Source organism: Burkholderia sp. Ax-1720, assembly GCF_011753035.1.
Classification (GTDB): domain Bacteria; phylum Pseudomonadota; class Gammaproteobacteria; order Burkholderiales; family Burkholderiaceae; genus Burkholderia; species Burkholderia gladioli.
This window is the reverse complement of sequence record NZ_VWWK01000006.1, coordinates 26097-51441: the sequence shown is the minus strand read 5'-3', so window position 1 is coordinate 51441 and position 25345 is coordinate 26097. Positions and strand designations below refer to the sequence as shown.

At 66.5% G+C, this 25345-nt stretch carries 27 protein-coding genes and 3 tRNA genes; 16 read left to right on the top strand and 14 right to left on the bottom strand.

Features of this window, described 5'->3' with window-relative positions:
* Positions 1-116 precede the first annotated feature (116 nt).
* On the top strand, positions 117-1955 hold the full coding sequence (locus F3J18_RS03550; RefSeq protein WP_166911379.1) for an ABC transporter ATP-binding protein: 1839 nt from the start codon (positions 117-119) through the stop codon (positions 1953-1955).
* Positions 1956-2048: 93 nt separating this feature from the next.
* Here F3J18_RS03550 and otsA read toward each other — a convergent pair whose 3' ends face one another.
* Complete coding sequence (gene otsA / locus F3J18_RS03545) at positions 2049-3446, bottom strand: alpha,alpha-trehalose-phosphate synthase (UDP-forming) (protein WP_036053658.1); 1398 nt, start codon at positions 3444-3446, stop codon at positions 2049-2051.
* Positions 3443-4195: a trehalose-phosphatase gene (gene otsB / locus F3J18_RS03540; protein WP_025098865.1), complete on the bottom strand. Its 753-nt coding sequence runs from the start codon at positions 4193-4195 to the stop codon at positions 3443-3445. Before otsB ends, otsA begins: the two co-directional genes overlap by 4 nt.
* A gap of 323 nt (positions 4196-4518) precedes the next feature.
* Between otsB and F3J18_RS03535 the strand changes: the two genes are divergently transcribed.
* A complete protein-coding gene (locus tag F3J18_RS03535; protein WP_025098864.1) occupies positions 4519-5202 on the top strand; it encodes an SCO family protein in 684 nt (227 codons plus the stop codon).
* Positions 5203-5242: 40 nt separating this feature from the next.
* Positions 5243-6145 carry a cytochrome c oxidase assembly protein gene (locus F3J18_RS03530; protein ID WP_240155500.1) on the top strand — a complete coding sequence of 301 codons (903 nt, stop codon included), beginning with the start codon at positions 5243-5245 and terminating at the stop codon, positions 6143-6145.
* Here the strand turns inward: F3J18_RS03530 and F3J18_RS03525 are convergent.
* Both F3J18_RS03525 and F3J18_RS03520 read right to left on the bottom strand, forming a co-directional pair.
* On the bottom strand, positions 6142-6654 hold the full coding sequence (locus F3J18_RS03525) for a GNAT family N-acetyltransferase (protein ID WP_166911377.1): 513 nt from the start codon (positions 6652-6654) through the stop codon (positions 6142-6144). The genes F3J18_RS03530 and F3J18_RS03525 overlap by 4 nt on opposite strands.
* Positions 6655-6755: 101 nt before the next feature.
* Positions 6756-7622 (bottom strand): pirin family protein, encoded by an 867-nt coding sequence (locus F3J18_RS03520; RefSeq protein WP_025098861.1) that lies wholly within the window; start codon positions 7620-7622, stop codon positions 6756-6758.
* A 125-nt stretch (positions 7623-7747) separates the two neighbouring features.
* Between F3J18_RS03520 and F3J18_RS03515 the strand changes: the two genes are divergently transcribed.
* The 6 genes from F3J18_RS03515 (at position 7748) to F3J18_RS03490 (ending at position 11483) form a co-directional block, all read left to right on the top strand.
* Complete coding sequence (locus F3J18_RS03515) at positions 7748-8653, top strand: LysR family transcriptional regulator (RefSeq protein WP_166911424.1); 906 nt, start codon at positions 7748-7750, stop codon at positions 8651-8653.
* Between the two features lie 164 nt (positions 8654-8817).
* Positions 8818-9324 carry a GAF domain-containing protein gene (locus tag F3J18_RS03510; RefSeq protein WP_013697151.1) on the top strand — a complete coding sequence of 169 codons (507 nt, stop codon included), beginning with the start codon at positions 8818-8820 and terminating at the stop codon, positions 9322-9324.
* A 218-nt stretch (positions 9325-9542) separates the two neighbouring features.
* Positions 9543-10094 (top strand): sigma-70 family RNA polymerase sigma factor, encoded by a 552-nt coding sequence (locus tag F3J18_RS03505; RefSeq protein WP_085963591.1) that lies wholly within the window; start codon positions 9543-9545, stop codon positions 10092-10094.
* Between the two features lie 10 nt (positions 10095-10104).
* The gene (locus F3J18_RS03500; RefSeq protein WP_013697149.1) at positions 10105-10419 is read left to right on the top strand and encodes a hypothetical protein; all 315 of its coding nucleotides are present in this window, start codon (positions 10105-10107) and stop codon (positions 10417-10419) included.
* Between the two features lie 2 nt (positions 10420-10421).
* On the top strand, positions 10422-10718 hold the full coding sequence (locus F3J18_RS03495) for a 4Fe-4S dicluster domain-containing protein (protein WP_025098859.1): 297 nt from the start codon (positions 10422-10424) through the stop codon (positions 10716-10718).
* Positions 10719-10763: 45 nt separating this feature from the next.
* Complete coding sequence (locus F3J18_RS03490; protein ID WP_166911422.1) at positions 10764-11483, top strand: class I SAM-dependent methyltransferase; 720 nt, start codon at positions 10764-10766, stop codon at positions 11481-11483.
* Between the two features lie 24 nt (positions 11484-11507).
* On the opposite strand, the gene F3J18_RS03485 is transcribed toward F3J18_RS03490, so the two are convergent.
* Positions 11508-12224 carry an Imm52 family immunity protein gene (locus tag F3J18_RS03485; protein ID WP_166911375.1) on the bottom strand — a complete coding sequence of 239 codons (717 nt, stop codon included), beginning with the start codon at positions 12222-12224 and terminating at the stop codon, positions 11508-11510.
* 113 nt (positions 12225-12337) lie between these two features.
* Between F3J18_RS03485 and F3J18_RS38040 the strand changes: the two genes are divergently transcribed.
* The 4 genes from F3J18_RS38040 to F3J18_RS03465 are packed head-to-tail and all read left to right on the top strand — an operon-like array spanning position 12338 to position 14383.
* Positions 12338-12748, top strand: a complete 411-nt coding sequence (locus F3J18_RS38040; protein WP_240154556.1) for a hypothetical protein — start codon at positions 12338-12340, stop codon at positions 12746-12748.
* A gap of 11 nt (positions 12749-12759) precedes the next feature.
* A complete protein-coding gene (locus tag F3J18_RS03475; protein ID WP_166911354.1) occupies positions 12760-13779 on the top strand; it encodes a hypothetical protein in 1020 nt (339 codons plus the stop codon).
* A complete protein-coding gene (locus F3J18_RS03470; RefSeq protein WP_205195290.1) occupies positions 13776-14063 on the top strand; it encodes a hypothetical protein in 288 nt (95 codons plus the stop codon). The genes F3J18_RS03475 and F3J18_RS03470 overlap by 4 nt, the downstream gene beginning before the upstream one ends.
* Entirely contained in the window at positions 14015-14383 is a 369-nt protein-coding gene (locus F3J18_RS03465) for a helix-turn-helix domain-containing protein (RefSeq protein WP_205195282.1), read from the top strand. Before F3J18_RS03470 ends, F3J18_RS03465 begins: the two co-directional genes overlap by 49 nt.
* A gap of 56 nt (positions 14384-14439) precedes the next feature.
* Here the strand turns inward: F3J18_RS03465 and F3J18_RS03460 are convergent, their stop codons facing one another.
* The 8 genes from F3J18_RS03460 to uvrC form a co-directional block, all read right to left on the bottom strand.
* Positions 14440-14928, bottom strand: coding sequence for a type II toxin-antitoxin system PemK/MazF family toxin (locus F3J18_RS03460; RefSeq protein WP_166911371.1), 489 nt, complete (start codon positions 14926-14928; stop codon positions 14440-14442).
* On the bottom strand, positions 14928-15653 hold the full coding sequence (locus F3J18_RS03455) for a hypothetical protein (RefSeq protein ID WP_166911369.1): 726 nt from the start codon (positions 15651-15653) through the stop codon (positions 14928-14930). Before F3J18_RS03455 ends, F3J18_RS03460 begins: the two co-directional genes overlap by 1 nt.
* A 74-nt stretch (positions 15654-15727) precedes the next feature.
* A complete protein-coding gene (locus tag F3J18_RS03450; protein WP_166911366.1) occupies positions 15728-16921 on the bottom strand; it encodes a site-specific integrase in 1194 nt (397 codons plus the stop codon).
* 167 nt (positions 16922-17088) lie between these two features.
* Positions 17089-17162, bottom strand: a tRNA-Cys gene (locus F3J18_RS03445).
* Positions 17163-17279: 117 nt separating this feature from the next.
* Positions 17280-17355: transfer RNA gene (locus F3J18_RS03440), tRNA-Gly, on the bottom strand.
* A gap of 62 nt (positions 17356-17417) precedes the next feature.
* Positions 17418-17493: transfer RNA gene (locus F3J18_RS03435), tRNA-Gly, on the bottom strand.
* A gap of 165 nt (positions 17494-17658) precedes the next feature.
* Entirely contained in the window at positions 17659-18252 is a 594-nt protein-coding gene (pgsA, locus tag F3J18_RS03430) for a CDP-diacylglycerol--glycerol-3-phosphate 3-phosphatidyltransferase (RefSeq protein WP_013697096.1), read from the bottom strand.
* Between the two features lie 95 nt (positions 18253-18347).
* Positions 18348-20573, bottom strand: coding sequence for an excinuclease ABC subunit UvrC (uvrC, locus tag F3J18_RS03425; RefSeq protein ID WP_205195281.1), 2226 nt, complete (start codon positions 20571-20573; stop codon positions 18348-18350).
* A gap of 76 nt (positions 20574-20649) precedes the next feature.
* On the opposite strand from uvrC, the gene earP reads away from it, so the two are divergent.
* The 3 genes from earP to F3J18_RS03410 all read left to right on the top strand — a co-directional run bounded on the left by earP (position 20650) and on the right by F3J18_RS03410 (position 24221).
* Positions 20650-21831: an elongation factor P maturation arginine rhamnosyltransferase EarP gene (earP, locus tag F3J18_RS03420; protein WP_166911364.1), complete on the top strand. Its 1182-nt coding sequence runs from the start codon at positions 20650-20652 to the stop codon at positions 21829-21831.
* Positions 21832-21997: 166 nt separating this feature from the next.
* Positions 21998-22555 (top strand): elongation factor P, encoded by a 558-nt coding sequence (efp, locus tag F3J18_RS03415; RefSeq protein ID WP_025098850.1) that lies wholly within the window; start codon positions 21998-22000, stop codon positions 22553-22555.
* Between the two features lie 265 nt (positions 22556-22820).
* A complete protein-coding gene (locus F3J18_RS03410; RefSeq protein WP_025098849.1) occupies positions 22821-24221 on the top strand; it encodes a sigma-54 dependent transcriptional regulator in 1401 nt (466 codons plus the stop codon).
* Positions 24222-24316: 95 nt separating this feature from the next.
* Here the strand turns inward: F3J18_RS03410 and nagZ are convergent, their stop codons facing one another.
* Positions 24317-25345, bottom strand: coding sequence for a beta-N-acetylhexosaminidase (gene nagZ / locus F3J18_RS03405; RefSeq protein WP_013697091.1), 1029 nt, complete (start codon positions 25343-25345; stop codon positions 24317-24319).

The window sequence follows — 25345 nt, the reverse complement described above, 5'->3', positions numbered from 1 at the left end:
TGCGGCACAAACGTCGGGCTTGTTTACAATGCCGGCTTTCGTCCGCATCGCGGACCATCGCGGCGCGCGACGCACCCACGCCCCGCTCAACCTCCGTTCGACCACACGCACACATTTTGGAAGCTCTCACACCTGCCCAGCGCAACGCCCACAACGCGAAGCTCTCGAGCTATGCGAGCCGTCCCCTTGCGTTTCTGTTCCGCTATATCCGCAAGCATCCCGTCGCCCACCTGATCGTGCTGGCCAGCGTGCTGGCCGCGGTCGGCTGCGCGCTCGGCTCGCAATACGCGATCAAGCACCTGATCGACGTGCTGGCCGGCGGCCGCCATCATCCGGGCCCGCTGTGGGGCGCGTTCGCGCTGCTGGTCGGCCTGATCGCGGCCGACAACCTGCTCTGGCGCGTCGGCGGCTGGTTCGCCGCGCATACCTTCGTGGCGGTCACCGGCGACCTGCGCCGCGACCTGTTCCAGTACCTGAGCGGCCACTCGCCCACCTACTACGCGGAGAAACAGCCGGGCACGCTCGCCAGCCGCATCACCGCCACCTCGAACGCGGTCTACACGTCCGAGAACACCATGGCCTGGAACGTGCTGCCGCCGTGCATCGCGGTGGTGGGCGCGATCGTGATGATCATCGTGGTCAACCCGCTGATGGCGCTGGGCCTGTTCACCGCCTCGGCGATCCTGGCCGTGGTGCTGTTCAAGCTGGCCGGGCGCGGCTCGGCGCGCCACCACACGTTCGCCACCAAGGCCGCGGCGGTGGACGGCGAGCTGGTCGACGTGATCGGCAACATGGCCCTGGTGCGCGCCTTCGGCATGACGCTGCGCGAGCAGAAGCGCTTCGGCCAGACCGTCAAGGCCGAGATGGACGCGCGCCAGCAGAGCCTGCTCTACCTGGAGAAGCTGCGCCTGCTGCACGCGGTGATCACCGCCATGCTGTCGGCCGGCCTGCTGGGCTGGGCGCTGCTGCTCTGGGACCAGGGCAAGGCCACCTCCGGCGACATCGTGCTGGTCAGCTCGCTCGGCTTCACCATCCTGCACGGCACGCGCGACCTGGCGGTGGCGCTGGTGGACGTGACCCAGCACATCGCGCGCCTGGCCGAGGCGGTGCAGACCATCCTCGAGCCGCACGGCATGCCGGACCGCTCGGATGCCGTCGAGCTGAAGTCGCGCGGCGGGCGCGTCGAATTCGACCGCGTCACCTTCGCCTACCCGCATCGCCGCCCGATCCTCGACCACTTCGACCTGCGCATCGAGGCCGGCCAGCGGGTCGGCCTGATCGGCAAGTCGGGCGCCGGCAAGTCGACCGTGCTGGCGCTGCTGCAGCGCTTCTACGACGTGCAGGACGGCGCGATCAAGATCGACGGCCAGGACATCGCCGCGATCACCCAGGACAGCCTGCGCCAGCAGATCGCCCTGGTGCCGCAGGACATCTCGCTGCTGCACCGCTCGATCTACGAGAACATCGCCTACGGCCGCCCCGAGGCGAGCCGCGAGCAGGTGCTGGCCGCGGCGCGCGACGCGCGCTGCAGCGAGTTCATCGAGGCCATGCCGGACGGTTACGACACCGTGGTCGGCGACCGCGGCGTGAAGCTCTCGGGCGGCCAGCGCCAGCGCATCGCGATCGCACGCGCGATCCTCAAGGACGCGCCGATCCTTTTGCTCGACGAAGCCACCTCGGCGCTCGACAGCGCCTCCGAGGAAGCGATCCAGGCCGCGCTCGACCGGTTGATGGTGGGCCGCACCGTGATCGCGATCGCGCACCGGCTCTCGACGCTGCGCAACTTCGACCGGATCATCGCGATGAGCACCGGCAAGGTGATCGACGACGGCTCGCCCGAGGAACTGCGCAACCGCCCGGGCCTCTATCGCGACCTGCTCGCCAAGCAGCACGGCCGCGACCTGATCGACGACGACGGCGACGACGAATCGCGCAGCGACGAGCGCGTGGCCTGAACGCCCCCGCCCCTCGTCCCCAAAGAAAAACCGCCGGCTGGACCGGCGGTTTTTCATGTCTGCCCGAGGCTCGCGGCAATGCGGGCCGATGTTTCAGTGCGTGCCGCCGCCCGCCTGCTGCAGATCGCGCAGGAAGTTGTCGCGCCACACCGAGACATTGTTCTCGCGCAGTTGCGCGATCATGTCCTCGTAGCGCGCGCGCCGCTCGGCCACCGGCATCGACAGCGCGCGGGCCAGCGCCTCGGCCATCCCGTCGATGTCCATCGGATTGACGATCAGCGCGCCGGTCAGCTCGCGCGCGGCGCCGGCGAAGCGCGACAGCACCAGCACGCCCGGATCCTCGGGATCCTGCGCCGACACGTATTCCTTGGCGACCAGGTTCATGCCGTCGCGCAGCGGCGTGACGAACCCGACGCGCGCGAGCCGGTACAGCGCGGCCAGCAGCGGACGCTCGTATTGCCGATGGATGTAGAGGATCGGCGCCCAGTCGAGTTCGGCGTAGCGGCCGTTGATGCGCCCGGACTCGCCCTCGAGCTGCAGGCGGATGTCCTGGTAGGCGCGCAGGTCGGCGCGCGTGGACGGCGCGATCTGCAGGAAGGACACGCGGTTGCGATAGGCAGCCTCGTGTTCGAGCAGCTTCTCGAAGGCCCGGAAGCGCTCGACCAGCCCTTTCGAATAGTCGAGCCGGTCGACGCTCATCACCAGCTGGCGGCCATGCAGCGAGGTGGCGAGGGTGCGCACCGCGCGGCCGTTGGCGCCGGCCTGCGCGAGCGAGGCGATCTCGTCGGGATAGATGCCGATCGGATAGGCATGCGCGCGCAGCCGGCGACCGAAGGCCTCGATGGTGGCCGGGCCGCCGCCCTCGCGCCGCGCCGTGCCGCCCGCCTCGGCGTCGATGTAGTCGCAGAAGGCGCGCAGGTCGGGATCGGTCTGGAAGCCGAGCAGGTCGTAGGAACACAGCGCCTCGACCAGCTCGCGATGCGGCGGCACGTTGACCAGCACCTGCGCGGCGGGAAACGGGATGTGCAGGAAGAAGCCGATGCGGTTCTTCACGCCGGCCGCGCGCAGGGCCTGCGCGAACGGGATCAGGTGGTAGTCGTGGACCCAGATCACGTCGTCGTCGCGCAGCAGCGGCACCAATTGCTGCGCGAGCCAGACGTTGACGCGCGCGTAACCCTCGAATTCGTGGCGGTCGTACTGGATCAGGTCGGTGCGGTAGTGGAAGGCCGGCCACAGCGTGGCGTTCGAGAAGCCGCGGTAATACTGGTCGTAGTCGCGGCGCGCCAGGCCGATGGTGGCGAAGGTGACGGGCCCGCGCTCCTCGACGCGGATCTGCGGCGCGCCCGAGGCCACCACTTCCCCGCTCCAGCCGAACCACATGCCGCCGGTTTCCTTCAGCGCGTCGTAGACGCCGATCGCGAGACCGCCCGCCGCCGGTTCGCCCTCGGAAATCGGCGCGACCCGATTCGATACGATGATCAGTCGGCTCATGCCTGCGCGCGCCCCGCCGCGATCCATTGCGCGATCTGCGCGCGCATCGCCTCGACCGAATCGAGGCGCGTCTTCGCCGAGGTATCGCCGGCGCCGATCTTGATCGACAGCCCGCCCGCCGCGTCGACCACCGCGAAGCCCTTCTCGTCGGTCAGGTCGTCGCCGGCGAACACCGGGCGGCGCCCCGCGAAGGGCGGCTCGCCGAGGAAGGCGCTGATCGCGCGGCCCTTGTCGACGCCCTTGGGCTTGATCTCGAACACCATCTTGCCGGGCTGCAGCACATAGGCATCGGGATACTCGGCCACCAGCCGCTCGGCCGCCTCGCGCGCCACGCCCTCGCGTTCGGGCGCATTGCGGAAATGCAGCGCGACGGCCGCGCCCTTGATCTCGAGCAGGGTGCCGGGATTGCGCTCGACCACCGCGGCCAGTTCGCGCTCGATGCGCAGCAGGCGTTCGTCGTTGAAGCCGACGCGCATCGTGTCGCCGTTGGCGTCGCGCCGCTCCGCGCCGTGCAGGCCCGCCACCGGCAGGTCGGCCAGGCCGAGGAAGCTGTCGATGCTGTCGATGCCGCGTCCCGAGACGATCGCCACCGCGCCGCGCGCGAGCGTGCGCAGCTCGCTGAGCATGGCGGGCAGCGAATCGGGTACGTGGATGCCGTCGGGGGTGGGCGCGAGATCGACCAGCGTGCCGTCGAAGTCGAAGAAAAAGGCGGTGTCGGTCAGGGAGAGGGAAGCCGGGACAGGTTGCATCGGTTCTCTGATGAGGGTGGCGGCTGGCGGCAATCTTGCCGAAAGAATGTGCGCATCTTACCGCGCCCGCGCGGCCGAGCGCAAAAGGCGCCGGCCGGCTGCGCGTGCATGGATAAGGGTTCGCATGGAGGCGGACGGTGCGGCCGGGAGGGTTTTGTCGGCCGATTGCAAGCCCGCCGCGCGCGCGGCTATCGCCGGCATGCGGCGGTGCACATCCCTCGTATGAGGAATTGCGCTACAGTCGGCGCGTTCAGGTGCGGCCGCGGGATTGCCGGATCCGCCGCCGCGACACCGGATCGAACGCCCTGCCGACGAGCCGATCGATGCCCTTCCCGTTCTCCTTCCCCTTGCCCGCCGCCGCGCGCCGCGCCTGGCCCCAGCCGCGCCTCACCGCGCCGCCAAGACCGCTCGCCCGCCTGGCGAACCTGCTGGCCGCCGGCGCGGCCGTCCTCGCGCTGGCCGGCTGCGCGCCGCATGGCGGCCCCTACACGCTGACCGACGTGAGCGGCCACCTGCCCGACCTGGCCTTCTCGCTGACCGGCGAGGACGGCCGGCCGATCGACGCCGCGGCGTTCCGCGGGCGCCTCGCGCTGGTCTATTTCGGGTACACGCATTGCCCCGACGTCTGCCCCGAGACCATGGCGCGGCTGATGCAGGTGCTGGCCCGGCTCGGCCCCGAGGCCAGCCGGGTGCGCATCCTGTTCGTCTCGGTCGACCCGGCCCGCGATACGCCGGCGCTGATGCGCGCCTATGTCGGCGCCTTCGATGCCGAGCACGCGATCGGCCTGACCGGCAGCCAGGGCGAGATCGAATCGCTGGCCAAGCGCTATCGCGTCGCCTACCAGATGGAGCAGCGCGATGCGAGCGGCGGCTACGAGGTCACCCACAGTTCGGCCGTCTATGTGTTCGACGCCGGCGGCCATGCCCGGCTGCTCGCCACCGAGCAGGACCGGCCCGAGGCGATCGCCGCCGACCTGCGCCGGCTGATCGAGGCCGGGCCCGCCTGAGCCCGCCGCCGCGCATCCCTTCATTCGCCGATATCCGACCATGAACCCGCTCTACTGGCTCGATCCCTGGGAACCCTCGCCGACCGTGGTGATCGCGATCCTGGCCGCCGCCGTGCTGTTCCTGCGCGGTGCCCGCAAGGCGCGCGTCACGCCGCTGCGGCGCCTGTCGTTCTGGTTCGGGCTCGGCGCGCTCTACGTGGCGCTGCATACGCGGCTCGACTACTACTTCGAGCACGAGTTCTTCATGCATCGCGCCCAGCACCTGGTGCTGCATCACTTGGGGCCCTTCTTCATCGCGCTGTCCTATCCCGGCGCCGCGCTGCGCGCCGGCATCCCGTTCGCCTGGCGGCGGCGCTGGCTGCGCCCCCTGCTCGCCGCCGCGCCGCTGCGCCTGACGCTGCGCGTGCTGTTCCATCCGGTGGTGGCGGTGCTGCTGTTCGTCGGGCTGATCTATTTCTGGCTGCTCTCGCCGATCCACTTCGTCGCGATGCTCGACTGGCGCCTCTATCGCGTCATGAACTGGAGCATGGTGATCGACGGGCTGCTGTTCTGGTGGCTGGTGCTCGACCCGCGCCCCGCGCCGCCGGCCCGGCTCGCGCCGGGGCGCCGGATCCTGGTCGCGATCGCCGCGATCCCGCCGCAGATCCTGCTCGGCGCGCTGATCTTCTTCACCTCGCACGAGCTCTATCCGATCTACTCGATCTGCGGGCGCGCCTTCACCTGGCTGAGCCCGATGCGCGACCAGCAGATCGGCGGGCTGCTGCTGTGGATTCCCGGTTCGATGATGAGCGTGATCGGCGCGCTGGTCGCGTTGCGTCACTGGATGCGGCTGTCGGCGCGCGGCCGGCTGCGCGAGCGGGCACGGCCCGGGCCGCGGCGCGCGGCCTCGCCGGCCGAGGTCGCGGCGCGCCAGGCCGCGCGGGGGGAAGCTGCGGGGAATTAGGCCGAGCGCATCCAGATGTGCGGGATGCCGTCGTCGTCGTGGACCTCGGAGCTCGGCGAGAAGCCGAAGGCACCGTAGTACTTCTGCAGGTGCGCCTGCGCATGCAGGCTGATCGGCGTACCCGGCCACTGGGCGCGGATCCGTTCGAGCGCCTGGGCCAGCAGCGCGTTGCCCAGGCCGATGCCGCGAAACGGCGCGGTGGTCAGCACGCGGCCGATGCGGATATCGGGCGAGCCGGCATCGGGCAGCAGCACGCGCAGATATCCGGCGAGCCGGCCATCGGCATGATGCGCGCCGAGATGCCAGGCATCCTGGTCGGCATCGTCGATGTCCTTGTAGACGCATTGCTGCTCGACCACGAACACGGCGCAGCGCGCTTCCAGGATCGCGTAGAGATCGTGTGTGGACAGCGCCTCGAAGGCGCGCCAGCGCCAGTCGAGTTCGGCGAGGGAAACCGGCGAGGACGCGGCGGAGGCGGAACCGGAAGCGGTGGAAGGCGTGACAGACATGCGGCGGGCCCGAATCAAACGCGCGCCCGGGCGGGCGCGCTCAATCCGGACATTATGCCCGCCGCGCGGCTGCCTGGGCAGGCCGCGCGGCGGAACCGGGCTCAGGCGGGCATGCCGCCGAAACGGCCGCTGTTGAAGTCGTCCACGGCCTGGCGGATCTCGTCCTCGCTGTTCATCACGAACGGGCCATAACCGACCACCGGCTCGTCGATCGGCTCGCCGCTCAGCACCAGCAGGGTGGCGTCGTTGTTCGCCTCGATCTCGACGCCGCTGCCCTCGCGCGCCAGGTGCACGACCTGCGCCTCGCGCGCCACCTCCTTGCCGTTCACCAGCACCGTGCCGTGCAGCACCGCCAGGGCCAGCGTGCGGCCTTCGGCGATCTCGAAGCGCGCCTGGCCGCCCGCCGCGAGGCGCACGTCCCACACGTCGATCGGCGTGAAAGTGCGCGCCGGGCCGCGATGGCCGTCGAACTCGCCCGCGATCACGCGCACCCGGCCGGCGCCATCCGGCAGCGGCACCGAGGGAATCTCGGCATCGCGCAGCGTCTGGTAGCCCGGCTCGGCGAGCTTGTCCTTGGCGGGCAGGTTCACCCACAGCTGGACCATCTCCAGCGCGCCGCCGCGCCGCGCGAACGCATCCGAGTGGAACTCCTCGTGCAGGATCCCGCCCGCGGCCGTCATCCACTGCACGTCGCCGGGGCCGATATGGCCGCCCGCGCCGGTCGAGTCGCGATGGTCGACCTCGCCGTCGTAGACGATCGTCACGGTCTCGAAGCCGCGATGCGGATGCTGGCCCACCCCGCGCCGCTGCGTGGTCGGCTCGAAACGGGCCGGGCCGGCATAGTCGAGCAGCAGGAACGGGCTCAGGTGCGAGCCGGTGCTGTGATAGCTGAACAGCGAGCGGACCGGGAAGCCGTCCCCGACCCAGTGGGAACGCGGTGCGCTGTAGGTGCCGACGATCTGCTTCATCTCGATTCTCCTGATCTGCTTGCCCGAACCGAAACGTCCGGGGCGATAGGAAGTAGCATAGTTGCGCAACGATAACGGCGGTAGTGTGTGAAAATCACACTCAGCGTTCTATCTGGTGAACGATGATGCGAGATCTGAACGACCTTTATTTCTTCGTGCAGGTGGTGGACCACGGCGGTTTCGCGCCGGCCGGGCGCGCCCTGAACCTGCCGAAATCGCGCCTGAGCCGGCGCATCGCCGAGCTCGAGGAGCGGCTCGGGATGCGGCTGATCCAGCGCTCGACGCGCCGCTTCGCGCTGACCGAGATCGGCGCCACCTATTACGCGCATTGCCGCGCGATGCTGGTGGAGGCCGACGCGGCCGACGAGGCGGTCGCGCTGCTGCACGCCGAGCCGCGCGGGATCGTGCGCGTGACCTGCCCGATCGCCCTGCTCGACGCCGAGGTCGGCCAGATGCTGGCGGCCTTCATGGCGCAATGCCCGCATGTCGAGATCCACCTGGAGGAAACCAACCGGCGCGTGGACGTGGTCGGCGAAGGCGTCGACGTGGCGCTGCGCGTCAGGCCGCCGCCGCTCGAGGACAGCGAGCTGGTGCTGCGGCCGCTGGCCGAGCGCGGCCAGTGCCTGGTCGCGAGCCCCTCGCTGCTGGCCGGCCACGCGGCGCCGCGCGTGCCGGCCGACCTGGCCGCGCTGCCGAGCCTCGCGCTCGGCGCGCCGCAGGACGACCATGTCTGGAACCTGCGCGGCCCGGCGGGCGCCAAGGCGGTGATTCCGCATCGGCCGCGCCTGGTCACGCGCGGCATGTTCGCGCTGCGCGCGGCCGCGATCGCCGGGGTCGGCGTGGTGCAGTTGCCGACCATGATGGTCCGCGAGGCGATCGAGCGCGGCGCATTGCAGGTGGTGCTGGCCGACTGGGCGCCGCGCCGCGAGGTCGTGCATGCCGTGTATGCCTCGCGCCGGGGGCTGATGCCGGCGGTCCGCGCCCTGCTCGATTTTCTCGCGGCGCGCTTCGCCGAGCGAGGGGCCGATTAAGGGGCCGATCAAGGGGCCGATTGAGGCTCGCGCCGCCCGGCCATGGCCGTTCCGGCCATTGAAACCGTTCGGACAACCGGATCGAGCGCCGCGCGCCGATTTCTTTTAGACTGCCGGGACTTCTCGCGGCCCGCGCCGCTTCTCCGATTCCAGTGCAAGCGATCATGTTCGAACTCTCCACTTCCCCGGCCGCCACCAAATCCGAGCTTTACGAGACGCTGGTCGCGCAAGCGCGCTCGCTGATCGAATCGGAAACCGACCTGGTCGCCAACGCGGCGAATTTCTCCTCGCTCGTCTATCACTCGCTCGAAGGCCTGAACTGGGCCGGGTTCTACCTGTTCGACGGCGCCGAACTGGTGGTTGGCCCGTTCCAGGGCAAGCCGGCCTGCGTGCGGATTCCGCTCGGCAAGGGCGTGTGCGGCACGGCCGCCCGGACGCGCGAGACCCAGGTGGTGCGCGACGTGCACGAATTCCCGGGCCATATCGCCTGCGATTCGGCCTCGCAATCGGAAATCGTGGTGCCGCTGGTGGCGGACGACGGCGCGCTGATCGGCGTGTGGGACGTCGACAGCCCCGAACTTGCGCGCTTCGACGACGAGGACCGGCGCGGCATGGAAGCGCTCTGCCGCGTATTCGTAGAGCTGGCCTGGGCGCGACGCGCGACGCGCTGAATCGAGGGCCGGTTCGCCGGCCCTGGCTCCCTGCTGCCCCCGAACAGCCCCGTCCACGACGGGGCTGTTTCGTTTCCGCCTTCCCTTCCCCGGCGCGATTTCCTCATATCAGACGCCGCCCCTCTCGACCGACGCGACCGTTTTTCGTCGACGCGCCACAATATCCGCCCGCGCCGTTCGTCTTCAGGCGCATGGACTCGCCAACGAACCCGGACCCGATGACCGACCGAGACCGCGACATGAGCGCGACGATCTCGCGCGAACGCACCAAGCTCGGAAACTTCATCCGGCGCCGAGTGCGCGACCCGAGCGACGCCGAGGACATCCTGCAGGATGTCTTCCACGACTTCGTGCAGGCCTACCGGCTGCCCGCGCCGATCGAGCAGGCCAGCGCCTGGCTGTTCCGCGCCGCGCGCAACCGCATCATCGACCGCTTCCGCAAGAAGAAGGAGCAGCCGCTGGCCGAGCTCGTCGACCAGGGCGAGGACGGCGACGACTATCGGCTCGACCTCGCCCTGCCCGCCCACGACGCCGGCCCGGAAGCGCTGTATGCGCGCGGCGTGGTGCTCAAGGCCCTGCAGCAAGCGCTCGACGAATTGCCGGCCAACCAGCGCGAGGTGTTCATCGCGCACGAACTCGAAGGACTCAGCTTCAAGGCCATGGCCGCCGACAGCGGCGTGGCCGTCAACACCTTGCTGGCGCGCAAGCGCTACGCGGTCCTGCATCTGCGCGCGCGGCTGCAGGCCACCTATGACGAACTCGATATCTAGGAGTGGAAGGATGAATTGTCGAATCAGATGGATTGCCAAGGCCGTGTTCGCGCTGGTGGCGATCGTGGTGCTCGGCTGGGCCGTGATGATGTTGTGGAACTGGGTGATGCCGGCGCTGTTCGTCGGTGCGCGCAGCATCGACCTTGCACATGCGCTTGGCCTGCTGGTGCTGAGCCGCATCCTGTTCGGCGGCTTTCGCGGCCATGGCGGCTGGCACCGCCGGCGCCACTGGCGCAAATGGGAAGCCATGACCCCCGAGGAACGCGAGCGCTTCCGCTCGGCCTGGCATGCGCGCCGCAGCCCGCGCGCGAACGAGGGAGAGTGAGCATGCGCGATACCTTGAAGGTCGTCTGCAAACAGGAGCCGGGCGTGATCGTGCCGGTGGTCGACCTGCGCCGCTGCGAGGGCAAGGGCGATTGCCTCGATGTCTGCCCCGAGGACGTGTTCGAGATCCGGCGCATCGACGAGGCCGATTATCGCGGGCTCGGCATGCTGAATCGCTTCAAGCTGCGTGTGCACGGCATGAAGGTGGCCTATACGCCCAATGCCGATGCCTGCCGCGCCTGCGGACGCTGCGTGGAGGCCTGCCCGGAACACGCGATCAAGCTGGCCCGGGCGCGCTGAGCGCCGGCTGCCCGGCGGCGTGCTATTTCGATACGAGGGATGAAGATGACGACATCGAGCCATGTGCTGCTGCAACGCCTGCACGAACAGAATCGCGCCGAGTTGATCGGCCGTGCCCGCGCCCAGTTTCCCGGCGACAGCGCCACGTTCCTGGATCTCGTCAGCCAGTACGAGGCGCTGGCGCCGCGGCTAAAGGGGCAGTTCCTCAGCGATCACGGTTTGTCGGGCGACGACGACAGCGAGCGCTCGCGCGGCACCAGCCTGTCGCTGGCGATTTCCGCCGAGCTGGGCAGCCTGCTGCGCAATCTGGTGCTATCGCACCGGCCGATGCGGATCCTCGAGCTCGGCAGTTCCTACGGCGTATCGACGCTGTATTTCGCCGATGCGCTACGCACGCTCGGGCGCGGCACCGTGATCGCCACCGAGCGCGACGCGATGAAGTGCGCGCGCCTGCGCGATCATCTCGCGACGGCCGAGGTCGAGCGATATGTCGAGTTGCGGGAGGGCGATGCGTTCGAGACCCTTGAGCAGCTCGACGGCCCGTTCGACATCGTGTTCATCGACGTCTGGGCCGATCTCTATCTGCGCCTGTTTCAGCGCGTCGAACCGCTGCTGCGGCCCGGCTCGATCGTGCTGGCCGACAATATGTACACGGCCGGCGAGGCGGTGCAGCCGTTCAAGCGCTATCTCGATGCGCATCCGCGCATCTCGAGCACCACGCTCGATTTCGAATCGGGGCTGGAGTTCGCGGTGGTGACGGGGTGATGCGGCGCGGAGAAGGTGCCTGGGTTAAATGTCGGTGAAGCGTGGCAGCAGATCCATGGAAATGAGCCGCACCTCGATATCGTGCGCCGCTACCAGGTGGGCTTCGTTGTCGATCGAGAACGGCTCGTCCTTGATGCTGACGATGATCGTGCCAAGGCGTCGCTCGCCATCGGGCGAGAGGACCGGAATCAGTTCCCGTGCCTCCGGAATCTGTTGCGCAGTCAGCTCGACGGGGAGGTACAGCATCCAGCCCACGCCGGGACGATCGTCGAATGCCTGTTGTGCTTCGTAGTCGCCAGGCGCCGCAGTAATCGCCATCGGTGCAAACTCCTGCGCGCTCCGAGCCACGATGCTCGCGACGATGTTTTTTCGATCGAGAAATACGCCGCGGGCATCGACCGAAACGGTGTCGGGGAAGGTGCCGCCACACGCCATGATCTCGATCGACGCACCAAGGCCCTCGCGCCCGCCGTCCAACCATATCCCGATACTCGACACATCTTTTCCACGATACTCATCCTCCAGCTCCGCAAGCCTCGTCCGGTTGACGCCAGAGTCAAGCGCGTAGACGGCACGTGCCTGGGCCTCTTCGAGCGTGTAACCCTTCATGCGCCAGTTAGGGCGTGCAAGCAACGGCTCGGCCATCGACATCACATCGATGATCGCCCCGATCCGGGCGAACATCCCTGAGAAATCCGTCGGGGCGATTCCTCCACTCTTGATGATGCAATCGATTTTCATGGCGGCATGATCAGGGAAAGTATTCGGATTCGATTCTCAAAAAACGTAGGTGCCGAGCCATCTTTTTATACGTCAACCGTCCCTGGAAATAGTATCGAAGTCGAGTCGGCGGATTGTCGTTCACCACCTTTGACCGGTTGATAGCCGACTCGATCATCGGCGCCCATGCGCCCGCAAACGCCATCCAGAAGGATGGTGCGCCGCTATCGCGGCGAAAGACTATCAAGACGAACGAGGCGCCGCGTACGCGGCGCAAAGCTATCCAGATCGACGACGCCTCGACGCTTGCGCGCCGAGGCATGCAAGCGCGCATCGAGGCGCTCCACGTCGAGATTCGCTCGTTGGTCACAGATGTCATGCAGGCGGCCGACGTCGTGCTGCTCGACCTGATGCGCGACGAACTCGGCAGCTATGCACGCCACAAGCTCGCGCAGGAGGCGCGGACCTGGGCGGCGACCGCCGGCACCACGCTTGAGACTGGCCTGATGCAGCTCGGCCGTGCACTCCCAATTCAGCCGAAGTGAGATCCGACACCATGCCCATCCCTACCCATACTGGCGGTGCCGTAGATGATCGCCGCTACTTCGTCCTGCGCAGCTTCCCCCCGAATGAGCAGGCTCGACGCTATGAGGCACGAGTCGCGGCCGGCAGCAACACTCCGGCCACCGCGATCCGGGAGACCGAATTCTTCGTCCTCGACCTGACCAGCGACCCGCACGCGCCAGCGGCAATGATCGCTTACGCGCGTGCCTGCGCTTCGACACGCCCGGAGCTGGCCGCCGACATGTTGAAGCGGTTCGATGCCGGCGACTCCGCCGAGGCAGTTGCATTGCAAGGCGAGCCGGATAGTAGTGGCTCCGCCCTCGCGCTATCCGCGCTGAGAGTGATCGTGGCAGACGACGCTCGGGCCGCCACCTATCAGTCGATTAGCCAGTACCGGGCCGCGCTCCTGGCCGCAATCGACGATAGCTACACCTCGTCAATGGCAGATACCTCGCAAGAGTTTCGTATCCACGAGCGCAGGCGTATCGACGGCGCGATTCGGGCGCTGCGTGCCGCGCTGGCGGCATTCCCCAAGACGGTCAGCGAAGTGTGCCTCGAGGAGGCGCTCGGCATTCTGCAGGGCCGTGACATGACAGGTGGCTTCGTAGCATTCGAAGGCGCCGGCCAGTCGGAGAACGCAGCAGTATCGCCGGCCACGGCCAGCGGCCTGCCCGCGTGGTTCGATACGTTCCTGACGAACGTGTGCGAGATTCCCGATCGCAGCAGCCCGGAGGGCGAACCCGATGCGATCATTGCAACGCTCGAAGAACTGAAGAACTGCGCACTCAACGCGATCGAGGAATGCGCCGGAGACGAGCCGGCCACTGCCGACGAGCGGGCGGCGTTCGAGCAGAACAACCCCGGAAACATCAAGCGCGATCCCGATGGGGACTATGAAAATCCATATGTGGAAAGCGCATGGACCGGCTTCAAGTGGGGATGCGCCCACGTTCGCACATCGCAGGCCGCCGCCCTCTCTCAGTGCGCGCAGGGTGAGAACGAAGGCGAATGATGGGATCGCTCATCAACCTGCCGGGCGTCGCCGGAAAAATCGACAACGTGCCCTTCTGCAATTCGCCGGCGCACGCAATACGGCTTCTCCGTGAGCACCGTGCCTGCACCGGTGCCGGCGCTCATGGCGCCGTCTTGGTATATCGCGCCGACGACGGCACATGGAATTGCATTTTCAATCGGCACCTCATCACCCTAGAACATTCGGTCCACGACACAAAAAAAGCCATCCGAGAATGGCTCGATGCGTGGTATCCCAAGGTCAATGGAGGGGACGCCTGGTGAGAACTCTTGACCTGCTCGAATGCGCTGAATTCCTCAAAATTGATCGAACGACTATGCTCGACTTAGTCAACCGCGGTGATATCCAGGGGGCCAAGATTGGACGCGCCTGGGTATTTCTCGAAGACGACGTGGTCGCCTATCTTCGCGCCCAGGTGCAAATCCAGACCCAGAACCGCATCGAACAGATCCACACCGGCTCGCCAGCGGCCGACGCTAGAGCTGACCGTGCGATCCGAAAGTTACTTTCCGGTGACGATCGCCGACGACCAGGCCGACGCAGAAGACCTCCTCCCGAATTGCCATCGGTAGGGGCCGGATAAAACAAAAGGGCTGCGCACAAGCAGCCCTTTTCTCTTTCCGACGAAGACATGTTCAGCTAGCCGGCACCAGATGCTGCCTTTGTCACCGCCTTCGCTTCGTCCTTAGCACGGTCCTCATTTATCTTGTCGTTTCCGGCGAGCACCGCTTTATTCAACTGCGCAGCAAACGACACATCTTCGATCGGTGCGCGCCCAAGAATCGGCGTTGTCGCCCGCGCATTCCAGTCGGGTACATTGAACCACTTGTGGGTGAATGGCATCACCATCCGCTGCGAAAAGTCGAAGCGCGTCACCGTTGCCAGTCCAGTCCCGGCCCACACATACGGGGAGACGATCATATCCCACTGGTAACGCATCGTCGTCTTCGACGTACCATAAGCCACCATGATCCTATTGCCAGAATAGTCGTTTTCCGGCGGGTACACTCTCATTACAAACGCAGGACGTGGTTTGGGCGGCATCTCCGTACCGGGGTAGTTGGGAAACCAACACCACACGATGTCACCTTTGGTAACGCTTTCCCACCAGCTGGTCATTGTCGTCATTAGAAGGGCTCGATGTCTAGCAGATCGATGTCCGCCACATCGGCCGCAACAGCAGCACGGATGCATGCCAATTGCGTAGGCGTGAGATCGTCGGGATCTTCATATCCAACGGCTGGGGGCAATCGGGTTTCTCGAAATTTTTTCAAGTTTACAACCGAGCTGGAAGTGTCAGCACTGCCCTGCGCTACCGCTGGCACCACATCGCACCCGCCTAACAGCTCCACAATGGCTCCGGTATATGCCTCGTTTTCGATCTGATGCACAAATCGATTGGACAACCCCGGTGCGACCCACTCGGATCCAACAACCCCCTTCGCCACCATGACACGCCGGTAATGCTCAAGCACTACCTTGAAGGTGTCGCGGATATCGAGCGTTCTCACCATTACCCGTTGCGAGAACACCGCACACGTTGCTATGTCCGCATGTTTGAGCTGCAAAGTAACTTGCACGCCTTGCAGCAAATCATCAGCGACGGCGCGAGGAAAAGTATCTCCAGCACAAGTAGCAATCTTCACCGCATTGCTTATCTCGGCAATTGCACGCTTCCCTTCGACAAGGAGGGGCTGCTTACTGTCTAAATGCGTAACGAAAAAATCCACCCCGTGCCGCTCAGCCGGATCGCGGGTTAAGCGCTCCTTCGTCTTCCGGCGCTTGCGCACCTTCATCCGTAGTTTGGGATCAGCCAGCATAGCCAGATCTTGATCAGGGAGGGTCGTTTCCATGGTCGCAAGTATAACACTTTGCCACGCGTGTCAAGCAACGGGCACACCACATACTGAGTGTGTCCCCGACGCGGTCACCACAGCCGCTCGGCCAGATCGCTCCCTCGTAGATTCGCGTATCGCATCAGCACTTTGGGATCGCGATGTCCGGTGATCTTTGCGATCTGCACGTCAGTCAAGGTCGTTCGTTCGTAGAGCCGAGAAGTTGCCTCGTGCCGGAGGTCGTGAAAAACCAGGTCACCGCAACCAGCCGCGTCGAAAATCCGGCCAAACTGACCGGATAGCCTAGAGGTCACCCGCTCCATCAGTTTCGACCTGAGCGCCGGCTTGTTCTCCGCTCGCATCGCTGCCGCCATATCCGCCACCCACGGGAAGAGCGCACCGCCTGCGAAGCTGAAGCCGGCCATCTCTGGGTCACCAGAATTCACTGCGTCTACATAGCGCTCATGGGCTTGTATCGCGACGCTCGTGAGAGGAACTTGGCGCTTGTGTCCGTTCTTAGTCCGCTCAAGAGCCACGGTCCGGCGCGGCAGATCGAACTGGCCGACCTCAAGCGTGTAGATCTCCCGCATGCGCATTGCGGATTCAATTGCCAGCTCAAACAAGAAGATGACCGCCGGCCGATATGGAAGCGCCAGCGCACGCTCGCGGCCCTCGGGCTTCGCGCCGGCCATGATCGCCCGAATTGCCGCCTCCTCAAGGTCGGCGGGCCGGCGATCTCGATGGTGATCGCTCTTCACTTCGAAATCTTGCGCCTGCACCGCTCGCGCATCCTCTTCGGTATACGTTGCGTAGCGCCTTGGAAGATGCCGAAGCGGATTGTCGGCCAGGAGCGACGATTCAGTTTTCCGCGCCCAATCGAAGCATCTGGCGAGTGCACCTACGTAGTGACGGATCGTGGACGGCGACATATGATCGCGACGTTTCATGAACTTGACCCAGGTCTCGGCCCAAGCATAGTCAACGTCAACCAGCCGAACTGCCTCGTGAGTTCCGATCAGCGTATTCAGGAGATTTCTATCGGATACCGGGACCGAGACCGCCTGCAGGTACGCTCGAATTGCGTCACCCACGTTGGTCATGAGTTGGCGCTGCGCTACCACATCCTCCGGAACAATACCGGCATCGAGCAACTGCTCGATACGCGCGCAGTATGCATTGCCCTCAGCCTCTGTATCGAAAGTGAGGGAAAGTGGCTTTGGTAGGAGCTTCGCCCGCCGAATCGTGAATTCCCACGATCCCGATGCACGTTGTCGTTTTGTTGGCATGTCGCACACTCGTCCAACTTCCCTACACGGCCAAACTAGCCGTAGTTCGAGTGGTTACGAGTGATTTCCGAGTGGTTAGATGCGACTTTTTACCACTCTAGGCGACGCATTTCCAGCAATGGAAACGCTCAGAAAAAAGAAAAGCCCTGACGAATCAGGGCTTTATCTGGAGGCGCGAGCCGGAGTCGAACCGGCCTACACGGCTTTGCAGGCCGCTGCATAACCGCTTTGCTATCGCGCCATAAGCGGACTGACGACCGTCGCGATACCGATGCAACGACCGCAGATTTTTATCTGGCAAACCCGGCAAGCCGGAAAATTCGCCAAACAAAAAGGGAAGCCTGGCTTCCCCTTGTTTTGGAGCGGGAGACGAGTCTCGAACTCGCGACCTCAACCTTGGCAAGGTTGCGCTCTACCAACTGAGCTACTCCCGCATGTCCTGCAAAATCCAGCCCTTGCCGAACCACTACTGCTTCAACAAAACGCTGCTTGAATCTGGAGCGGGAGACGAGTCTCGAACTCGCGACCTCAACCTTGGCAAGGTTGCGCTCTACCAACTGAGCTACTCCCGCGTTTTGCTTCCTGCTGCCATCGCCACATTACTTGCCGGCATCTCCGCGCTTCTGCTTCGTTCGCTGCTGCGTTCGTTTCAGTGCAGCGGAGAAATGAGATTATGTAGAAGCTGTTTCAGTGTGTCAAGCGTTTTTCGCACCCTTTTTCTCGACACCTGAAAAATCTCACATCGCACCGCCTCGCTCGCGGATCTGCGGCCAGGCCAGCTTCATGTAGTACAGCATCGACCAGATCGTCAGCACCGTCGCGAGGTAGATGAGCCAGAGCCCCCACACGCGGGTGTCGATCGCGATACCGCCCCCAATCGGCAGCGCGCCATAGTACAGCAACATCGGGATCGCGACCATCTGGCAGGCGGTCTTGAACTTGCCGAGCGAATTGACCGCCACGCTCTTCGAGGCGCCGATCTGCGCCATCCATTCGCGCAGCGCCGAGATCGCGATCTCGCGACCGATGATCACCAGGGCGATCGCCGCGTCGATGCGCGCGAGCTGCACCAGGATCAGCAGCGCGGCCGTCACCATCAGCTTGTCCGCCACCGGGTCGAGGAAGGCGCCGAACGCCGAGGTCTGGTTCCACTTGCGCGCCAGGAAACCGTCGAACCAGTCGGTCAGCGCGGCCAGCACGAATACCAGCGCGGCCGCGAGGTTGCGATGCTCGACGCTCATCATCACGTCCGGCAGGTAGAACAGGCCGACGACGAGCGGAATCAGCACGATTCGCACCCAAGTCAGGAAAATCGGGAAATTGAACGGCATGACGGGCTGGACGTGTAAAGGATGTGCAATTGTGCCGCGCCGCCCGGCCTGCCACAAGCCGAGCGGAATCCGCGGCCCGAAGGCCCCGCGCCGCCTCAGTGCAACTGGCGGTAGATCTGCTCGGCCAGCGCGTGCGAGATGCCCTCCACGCTGGCCAGTTCCTCCACGCTCGCGGCCACCACGCCGCGCAAGCCGCCGAAGCGCGCCAGCAGGCGCTGGCGCCGCTTCGCGCCGACCCCTTCGAGCTCCTCCAGCCGCGAGGTCTGGCGCGTCTTGGCACGCTTGGCGCGCATGCCGGTGATGGCGAAGCGATGCGCCTCGTCGCGAATCTGCGCGACCAGCATCAGGGCCGCGCTTTCCTTGCCGAGTTCGAGCGAGGGGCGGCCGTCGACGAACACCAGCGTCTCCAGGCCGACCTTGCGCCCCTCGCCCTTGGCCACGCCCACCAGCATCGACACGTCGAGCCCGAGTTCGGTGAACACCTGGCGCGCCACCTCCACCTGCCCCTTGCCGCCGTCGATCAACACGATGTTCGGCAGCAGCGCGGCGGCGGCGCTGGCACGCGTCGCGTCGCCGTCGATGCCGGCGGCCGCATCGGCGGCGGCCGTCTGAGCCGCCTGCTCGACCATCTTCTCGTAGCGGCGCGTGAGCACCTGGCGCATCGCCGCGTAGTCGTCGCCGGGCGTGATGCCGGTGATGTTGTAGCGGCGATACTCTCCCGACTGCATCTTGTGGTGATGGAACACCACGCAGGAAGCCTGCGTCGCCTCGCCCATGGTGTGGCTGATATCGAAACACTCGATGCGTAGCTGGGCCAGGTCCTCGGCCTCGAAACCGAGCACCTCGGCCAGCGCGCGCGTGCGCGCCTGCTGCGAACCCTGCTCGGACAACAGCCGCGCCAGCGCGAGCCGCGCATTCTGCTCGGCCATCGACAGCCAGGCGCGCTTCTGGCCTTGCGGCTGGCGCAGCACCGCCACCTTGTGGCCGGCCTGCTCGACCAGCAGGTCGATCAGCTCGCGATTGGCCGGCGCGTGGCTGACCACCAGCACGGGCGGCACGCGATTGCCGAGATAGTGCTGGGCGATGAAGGCCTCGAGCACCTCGGTCTCGATCGAGATGCCGGCCGGATCGGCTTCCGCTTCGGTGGCTTCGGCTGCCTCGTTCAATTCATCGGCCGAAACGGCGACATCGTCACCGGCCGCCAGGGGCGCCGGCAGCTCGACGGGCGGCACCGCGCCCGCCGCATCGGCTTCGGGCGCGGCCGCCTGCGCATCGACATCGCCTGGCAGGGTGCCGACCGCCGCCGCCAGATCCTCGACGATCGCCGCCTCCTCGCCGGCGTCTTCCACCTCCTCGTCGCGCCACGCCGCCAGCGCGATCGCGCTGTCGGCATGCGCCGGGAAATAGGCCTTGTCGCCGAGATGCCGGCCGCCGCGCACCATCGCCAGGTTCACGCAGACGCGCCCGCCATGCGCCACCACCGCCAGGATGTCGACGTCGCTCTCGCTGCCGACCTCGATGGCCTGCTGGTGCAGCACGGTCGACAGCGAGCTCATCTGGTTGCGCACCGCCGCGGCCTGCTCGAACTTCAGCTCGGCCGCGAAGGCGTGCATCTTCTGCTCGAGCTCCTTCATCACTTCGTTCTGCCGACCGAGCAGGAAGCGCGAGGCGTTCGAGACGTCGCGCGCGTAATCCTCCGCCTCGATCGCGCCGACGCAGGGCGCCGTGCAGCGGCCGATCTGGTGCAGCAGGCAGGGCCGCGTGCGATTGTTGAACACCGAATCCTCGCAGGTGCGCAACTGGAACACGCGCTGCAGGATCTGGATGCTCTCGCGCACCGCCCAGGCGCTCGGGAACGGCCCGAAATACTGGTTCTTGCGATCGACGGCACCGCGGTAATAGGCCATGCGCGGAAACGCATGGCCGGTCAGCTTCAGGTAGGGATAGGACTTGTCGTCGCGAAACAGGATGTTGTAGCGCGGCGCCAGGGCCTTGATGAGGTTGTTCTCGAGCAGCAGCGCCTCGGCTTCCGAGCGCGTCACGGTGGTCTCGATCTTGCGGATGCGCGTGACCATCATCGCGATGCGCGGCGACAACTGGGTCTTGTTGAAATAGCTCGAGACGCGCTTCTTCAGGTTGCGCGCCTTGCCGACATAGAGCACCGCGCCGCCGGCATCGTAGTAGCGATAGACGCCTGGCAGGTGCGGCAATTGCGCGAGGATCGGCTTCGGCTCGAACGGCACGTCGGCCGGGGCGGGCACGGGTGGCGATTCGGACTGGCTGGGCGAGGAGGACGGGTCGGACTGATCGGGGGCTGTCATGCGTGATCCGGGCGCCGTGGCGCGCGAACAGGTCATTTAGAATCGCCAGTTTAGAGCATTCACCCCGGTTTCTTCGATGCCCCCGATCCCTGACGCTGCCGCCCTTCCCGAGCCGATCGCCTGCGATATCTTCTGCACCGTGGTCGACAACTTCGGCGACATCGGCGTGTGCTGGCGCCTGGCCACCCAGCTCGCGCGCGAGCACGGCTGGCAATTGCGCCTGATCGTCGACGACCTGCATACCTTCGCGCGCCTGGCGCCGGCGGTCGATCCCGCCGCCAGGCGCCAGCATGTCGAGGGCATCGCCATCGAACACTGGGGCGAGCCCGTCCATGCCGGCGACACCCTGGCGATCGCCGACGTGGTGATCGAGGCCTTCGGCTGCGAACTGCCGGCCGAGTACGTGGCCGCGATGGCGCGCCGCGAACGCGCGCCGGCCTGGATCAACCTCGAATACCTGAGCGCCGAGGACTGGGTCGCCGATTTCCACCAGCGCCCCTCGCCGCATCCGCGCCACGCCTTGCTGAAGAGCTTCTTCTTCCCCGGGCTCGGCCGCGGCACCGGCGGCGTGCTCAAGGAAGCCGGCCTGGATGCGCGCCGCGAGGCCTTCGAGGCCTCGACCGAGGCGCGCGAGGCCTGGTGGCGGCGCGCCACCGGCGCTTCGGCGCCGGCGCGCGAGGCCTGCGTGATCTCGCTGTTCGCCTACGAGAATCCCGCCTTGGGTCCGCTGCTGGAACAATGGCGCGACGGCGAACTGCCGATCGTGCTGCTGGTGCCGGAGGGCCGGATCTGCCCGGAAATCGCCGCCTTCTTCGGCCTGGCGCGCTTCGGCGCCGGCAGCCGGGCCACGGCGGGCAGGCTCAGCGCCCACGGCCTGGCCTTCGTCGCCCAGCCCGACTACGACGCCCTGCTCTGGGCCAGCGACCTGAACTTCGTGCGCGGCGAGGATTCCTTCGTGCGCGCGCAATGGGCGCGCAAGCCATTCGTCTGGCATATCTATCCACAGGGCGACGACGCGCACCTGCCCAAGCTCGACGCCGCGCTCGCCCATCTCGCCGCCGGCCTGCCCGAGCCCGCGCGCGAGGCCGCCGCGCGCTTCTGGCACGCCTGGAACGGCGCGGGCACGCCGGATTGGGCCGATTTCATCGCCCATCGCGCCGCCTTCGAGGCGCGCGCCGGCGCCTGGGCGGAGGAACTGGCGGCGGTCGGCGATCTCGCTGGAAATCTGGCGGAATTCACAAAAACTCAGTTAAAATAAGCGGTTATCCAACGGCGGACCACGCAAGCGCGTTCCGGCCCCGGCGCCTCGAGCTACCCGGCGCTACCCGGGCCGGATCGGTCAAGCCCGGGCCCCACCGCCCTCGCTTGCGTTGTCGGCCGTTGCGCAACGTCAGGACAAATTTTTTGCACAGGACAGTTTTGATATGAAAACCGCACAGGAACTCCGCGTAGGCAACGTCGTGATGGTCGGCAGTGACGCGTGGGTCGTCGCGAAGGCCGAATACAACAAGTCGGGCCGCAATTCCGCCGTCGTCAAGATGAAGCTGAAGAACCTGCTGACCAACGCAGGCCAGGAATCGGTCTACAAGGCAGACGACAAGTTCGACGTGGTGGTGCTCGACCGCAAGGAAGTGAGCTACTCGTACTTCGCCGATCCGATGTACGTGTTCATGGACGCCGACTACAACCAGTACGAAGTCGAAGCGGAAATGATGGGCGACGCGCTGAACTACCTCGAAGACGGCATGGCTTGCGAAGTCGTGTTCTACAACGAGAAGGCCATCTCGGTCGACCTGCCGACCGTCATCGTGCGCGAGATCACCTACACGGAACCGGCCGTCAAGGGCGACACCTCGTCGGGCAAGGTGCTGAAGAACGCCAAGATCGCCACCGGCTACGAACTGCAAGTGCCGCTCTTTTGCAACACCGGCGACAAGATCGAAATCGACACGCGCACCAACGAATACCGCAGCCGCGCATAAGTTCGCGCAAACGGCTTGAAAAAGCGCCCTTCGGGGCGCTTTTTCTTTTCCGGAGCCAGATTATTGCGCCAAAGCCGCGATGCACAAAAGCCGATGCGTCGTCATACAGAAAAGGCATCAATTTGTATCTTCGGTAACTCTTTTGCTTTCAACCGCAAATACCGTACGCTAGCGGCGCCGAGGGACATAAAATTCCGACTCTAATCGAACAATAGGGCGCACACGCCCGTCACGTACGGCCGGCCCTTTGAACATTCCGCACACCATGCCACACGCCCTCATAGTCGAAGACGATCCCAACAGCTTGTCCGGCCTGACGGCGCTGCTCGCCGCGGACGGCTTCACGGTCGACACGGCCACCTCGCTCGCCGAGGCCCGCGCCGCGCTGGCGCGGACCATCCCCGACGTGGTGCTGGTCGACCTGAACCTGCCGGACGGCAGCGGCTTCGACCTGCTCCAGCACCTGCCCCAGCCGCAGCAGCCGAACGGCGGCCTGCCGGTGATCGTGCTGACCGGCAATGCCACGGTCGAGAGCGCGATCGAGGGGCTGCGGCATGGCATCTGGGATTACCTGCTCAAGCCCGTCAATATCCCGCGGCTGCGCAGCCTGCTGGCGCGGATCCCGCGCCCCTACGAGCTGATCGAGGAAGTGCAGTCGCTGCGCACCACGCTGCGCCGGCTCGGCCGCTTCGGCCCGCTGATCGGCCGCAGCGACGCGATCCAGCACACCTACGACATGATCGAGCGCAATGCGCGCAGCGAGGCCGCGGTGCTGCTGTGGGGCGAGGCCGGCACCGGCAAGGAAGCCGCCGCCCGCGCGCTGCACGACCTGAGCCGGCGCCGCAAGGGCCCGTTCATCAAGTTCGACTGCCGCGCCGCGCTGCAACTGCCGCGCGTGCTCGAACTCGGCAGCATCGTGATCGAGAGCATGCTGTTCGGCCGCGAACGCGGCACCTACGGCGGTGCCGAGCGACGCGAGCCGGGCCTGTTCGAGCAGGCCAGCGGCGGCACCCTGCTGCTCAAGGACATCACCTCGCTGCCGCTGTCGATCCAGGAAGCGCTGCTGCGCGCGCTCGACTCGCAGGCCTTCATGCGCATCGGCGGCTCGGCCGAGATCGCGACCGACTTCCGGCTGATCGCCACCTCGCGCCGCCCGGCTCGCGAGGCGCTCGACAACGGCACGCTGCGCGAGGACCTGTGGCTGCGTCTGGACGCCACCTCGATCGCGCTGCCGCCGCTGCGCGAACGCGACGACGACATGCTGCAGATCGCCGAATCCTTCGTCGACGATCTCAACCGCGAAGCGCGCCAGGCCGGCCTGGGCGCGGTCGACAAGCGCATCGCGCCCGACTTCGTGCGCGAATGCCTGGCCTACGAATGGCCCGGCAACGTGCGCGAGCTGCGCGAACGCGTGCGGCTGGCCTACGAGGCCTCGGGCGATTTCATCGAGACGCTGCGCGCCAACGACGGCGTGTTCGTGCCGGGCGCCGCACTCAACGGCAGCAGCGTGCAGGTGCGCGTCGGCACGCCGCTGTCGGACGTCGAGGACCTGCTGATCCGCGCCACGCTCGACGCGGTCGGCGGCACGCGGCACCGCGCCGCCGCCCTGCTCGGCATCAGCCCGAAGACGCTCTATAACAAGCTGCAGCGCATGAAGATGAATTGAGCGAACCGGGCGGGGACACTGCTCCGTGCCGCTGGTTAACGACAAAGGCCGCGCCCAGCGCGGCCTTTGTCGTTGATGACGCGAGGCGAGACCAATCAGCCGAGCGTCTCGCGCAGCAGGGCCGAGGCACGCTGGTACTCGGGCCGGCGCATCAGCTTGTCCCAGCTGGCGGGCTTGCCGCGCGGGCGCAGGCGGCGGATACGGCGCGCCGACTCGGCCGAAACCTCCGCCTGCATCTCGTCGAGCACCTTCTCGGCCTGCTCGGGCTGGTTGCAGACCAGCACCATGTCGCAGCCGGCCTCGAGCGCCGCGTCGGCAGCCTGCGCGAGCGTGCCGCCGGCGCGCGCCGCCTCCATCGAGAGATCGTCGCTGAACACCGCGCCGGTGAAGCCGAGCCGCTCGCGCAGCACGCGCTGCAGCCAGATCGACGAGAAACCGGCCGGGCGCGCATCGACCTGCGTGTAGATCACATGCGCCGGGATCACCGCCGACAACGACAGGCCGAGCCAGTCATAAGGCGCCGCGTCGAGCTTGAGGATCTGCTCGAGCGGGCGATCGTCGGTCGGCAACGCGACGTGGGAATCGGCTTCGGCAAAACCGTGGCCGGGGAAATGCTTGCCGCAGTTCGCCATGCCAGCCAGCGCGAGCCCGTGGTTGAGACTCTTGGCCAGCAGCGTGACCACCCGCGGGTCGCGATGGAAGGCGCGATCGCCGATCACCTTCGAGCGGCCGTAGTCGAGATCGAGCACCGGCGTGAAGCTCAGGTCGATGCCGCAGGCGCGCAACTCGGCGGCCAGCACATAGCCCACCGCGGTGGCCAGCTTGGTGGCGTGCAGCACGTCCTTGTCCCACAGCTCGCCCAGGCGCCGCATCGCCGGCAGCACCGTGAAGCCGTCGGTGCGAAAGCGCTGCACGCGGCCGCCTTCGTGGTCGACCGCGATCAGGATGTCCTCGCGCACCGCGCGGATCGCGTCGGTCAGCGCGCAGAGCTGGGCACGGTTCTCGAAGTGGCGCGCGAACAGAATCACGCCGCCCGTGCGCGGATGCGCGAGGCGGCGCGCGTCGTCGCGCGTGAGCGTGGTGCCCACCACATCGAGCATGACGGGGCCGGGAGTCGGTTTCAT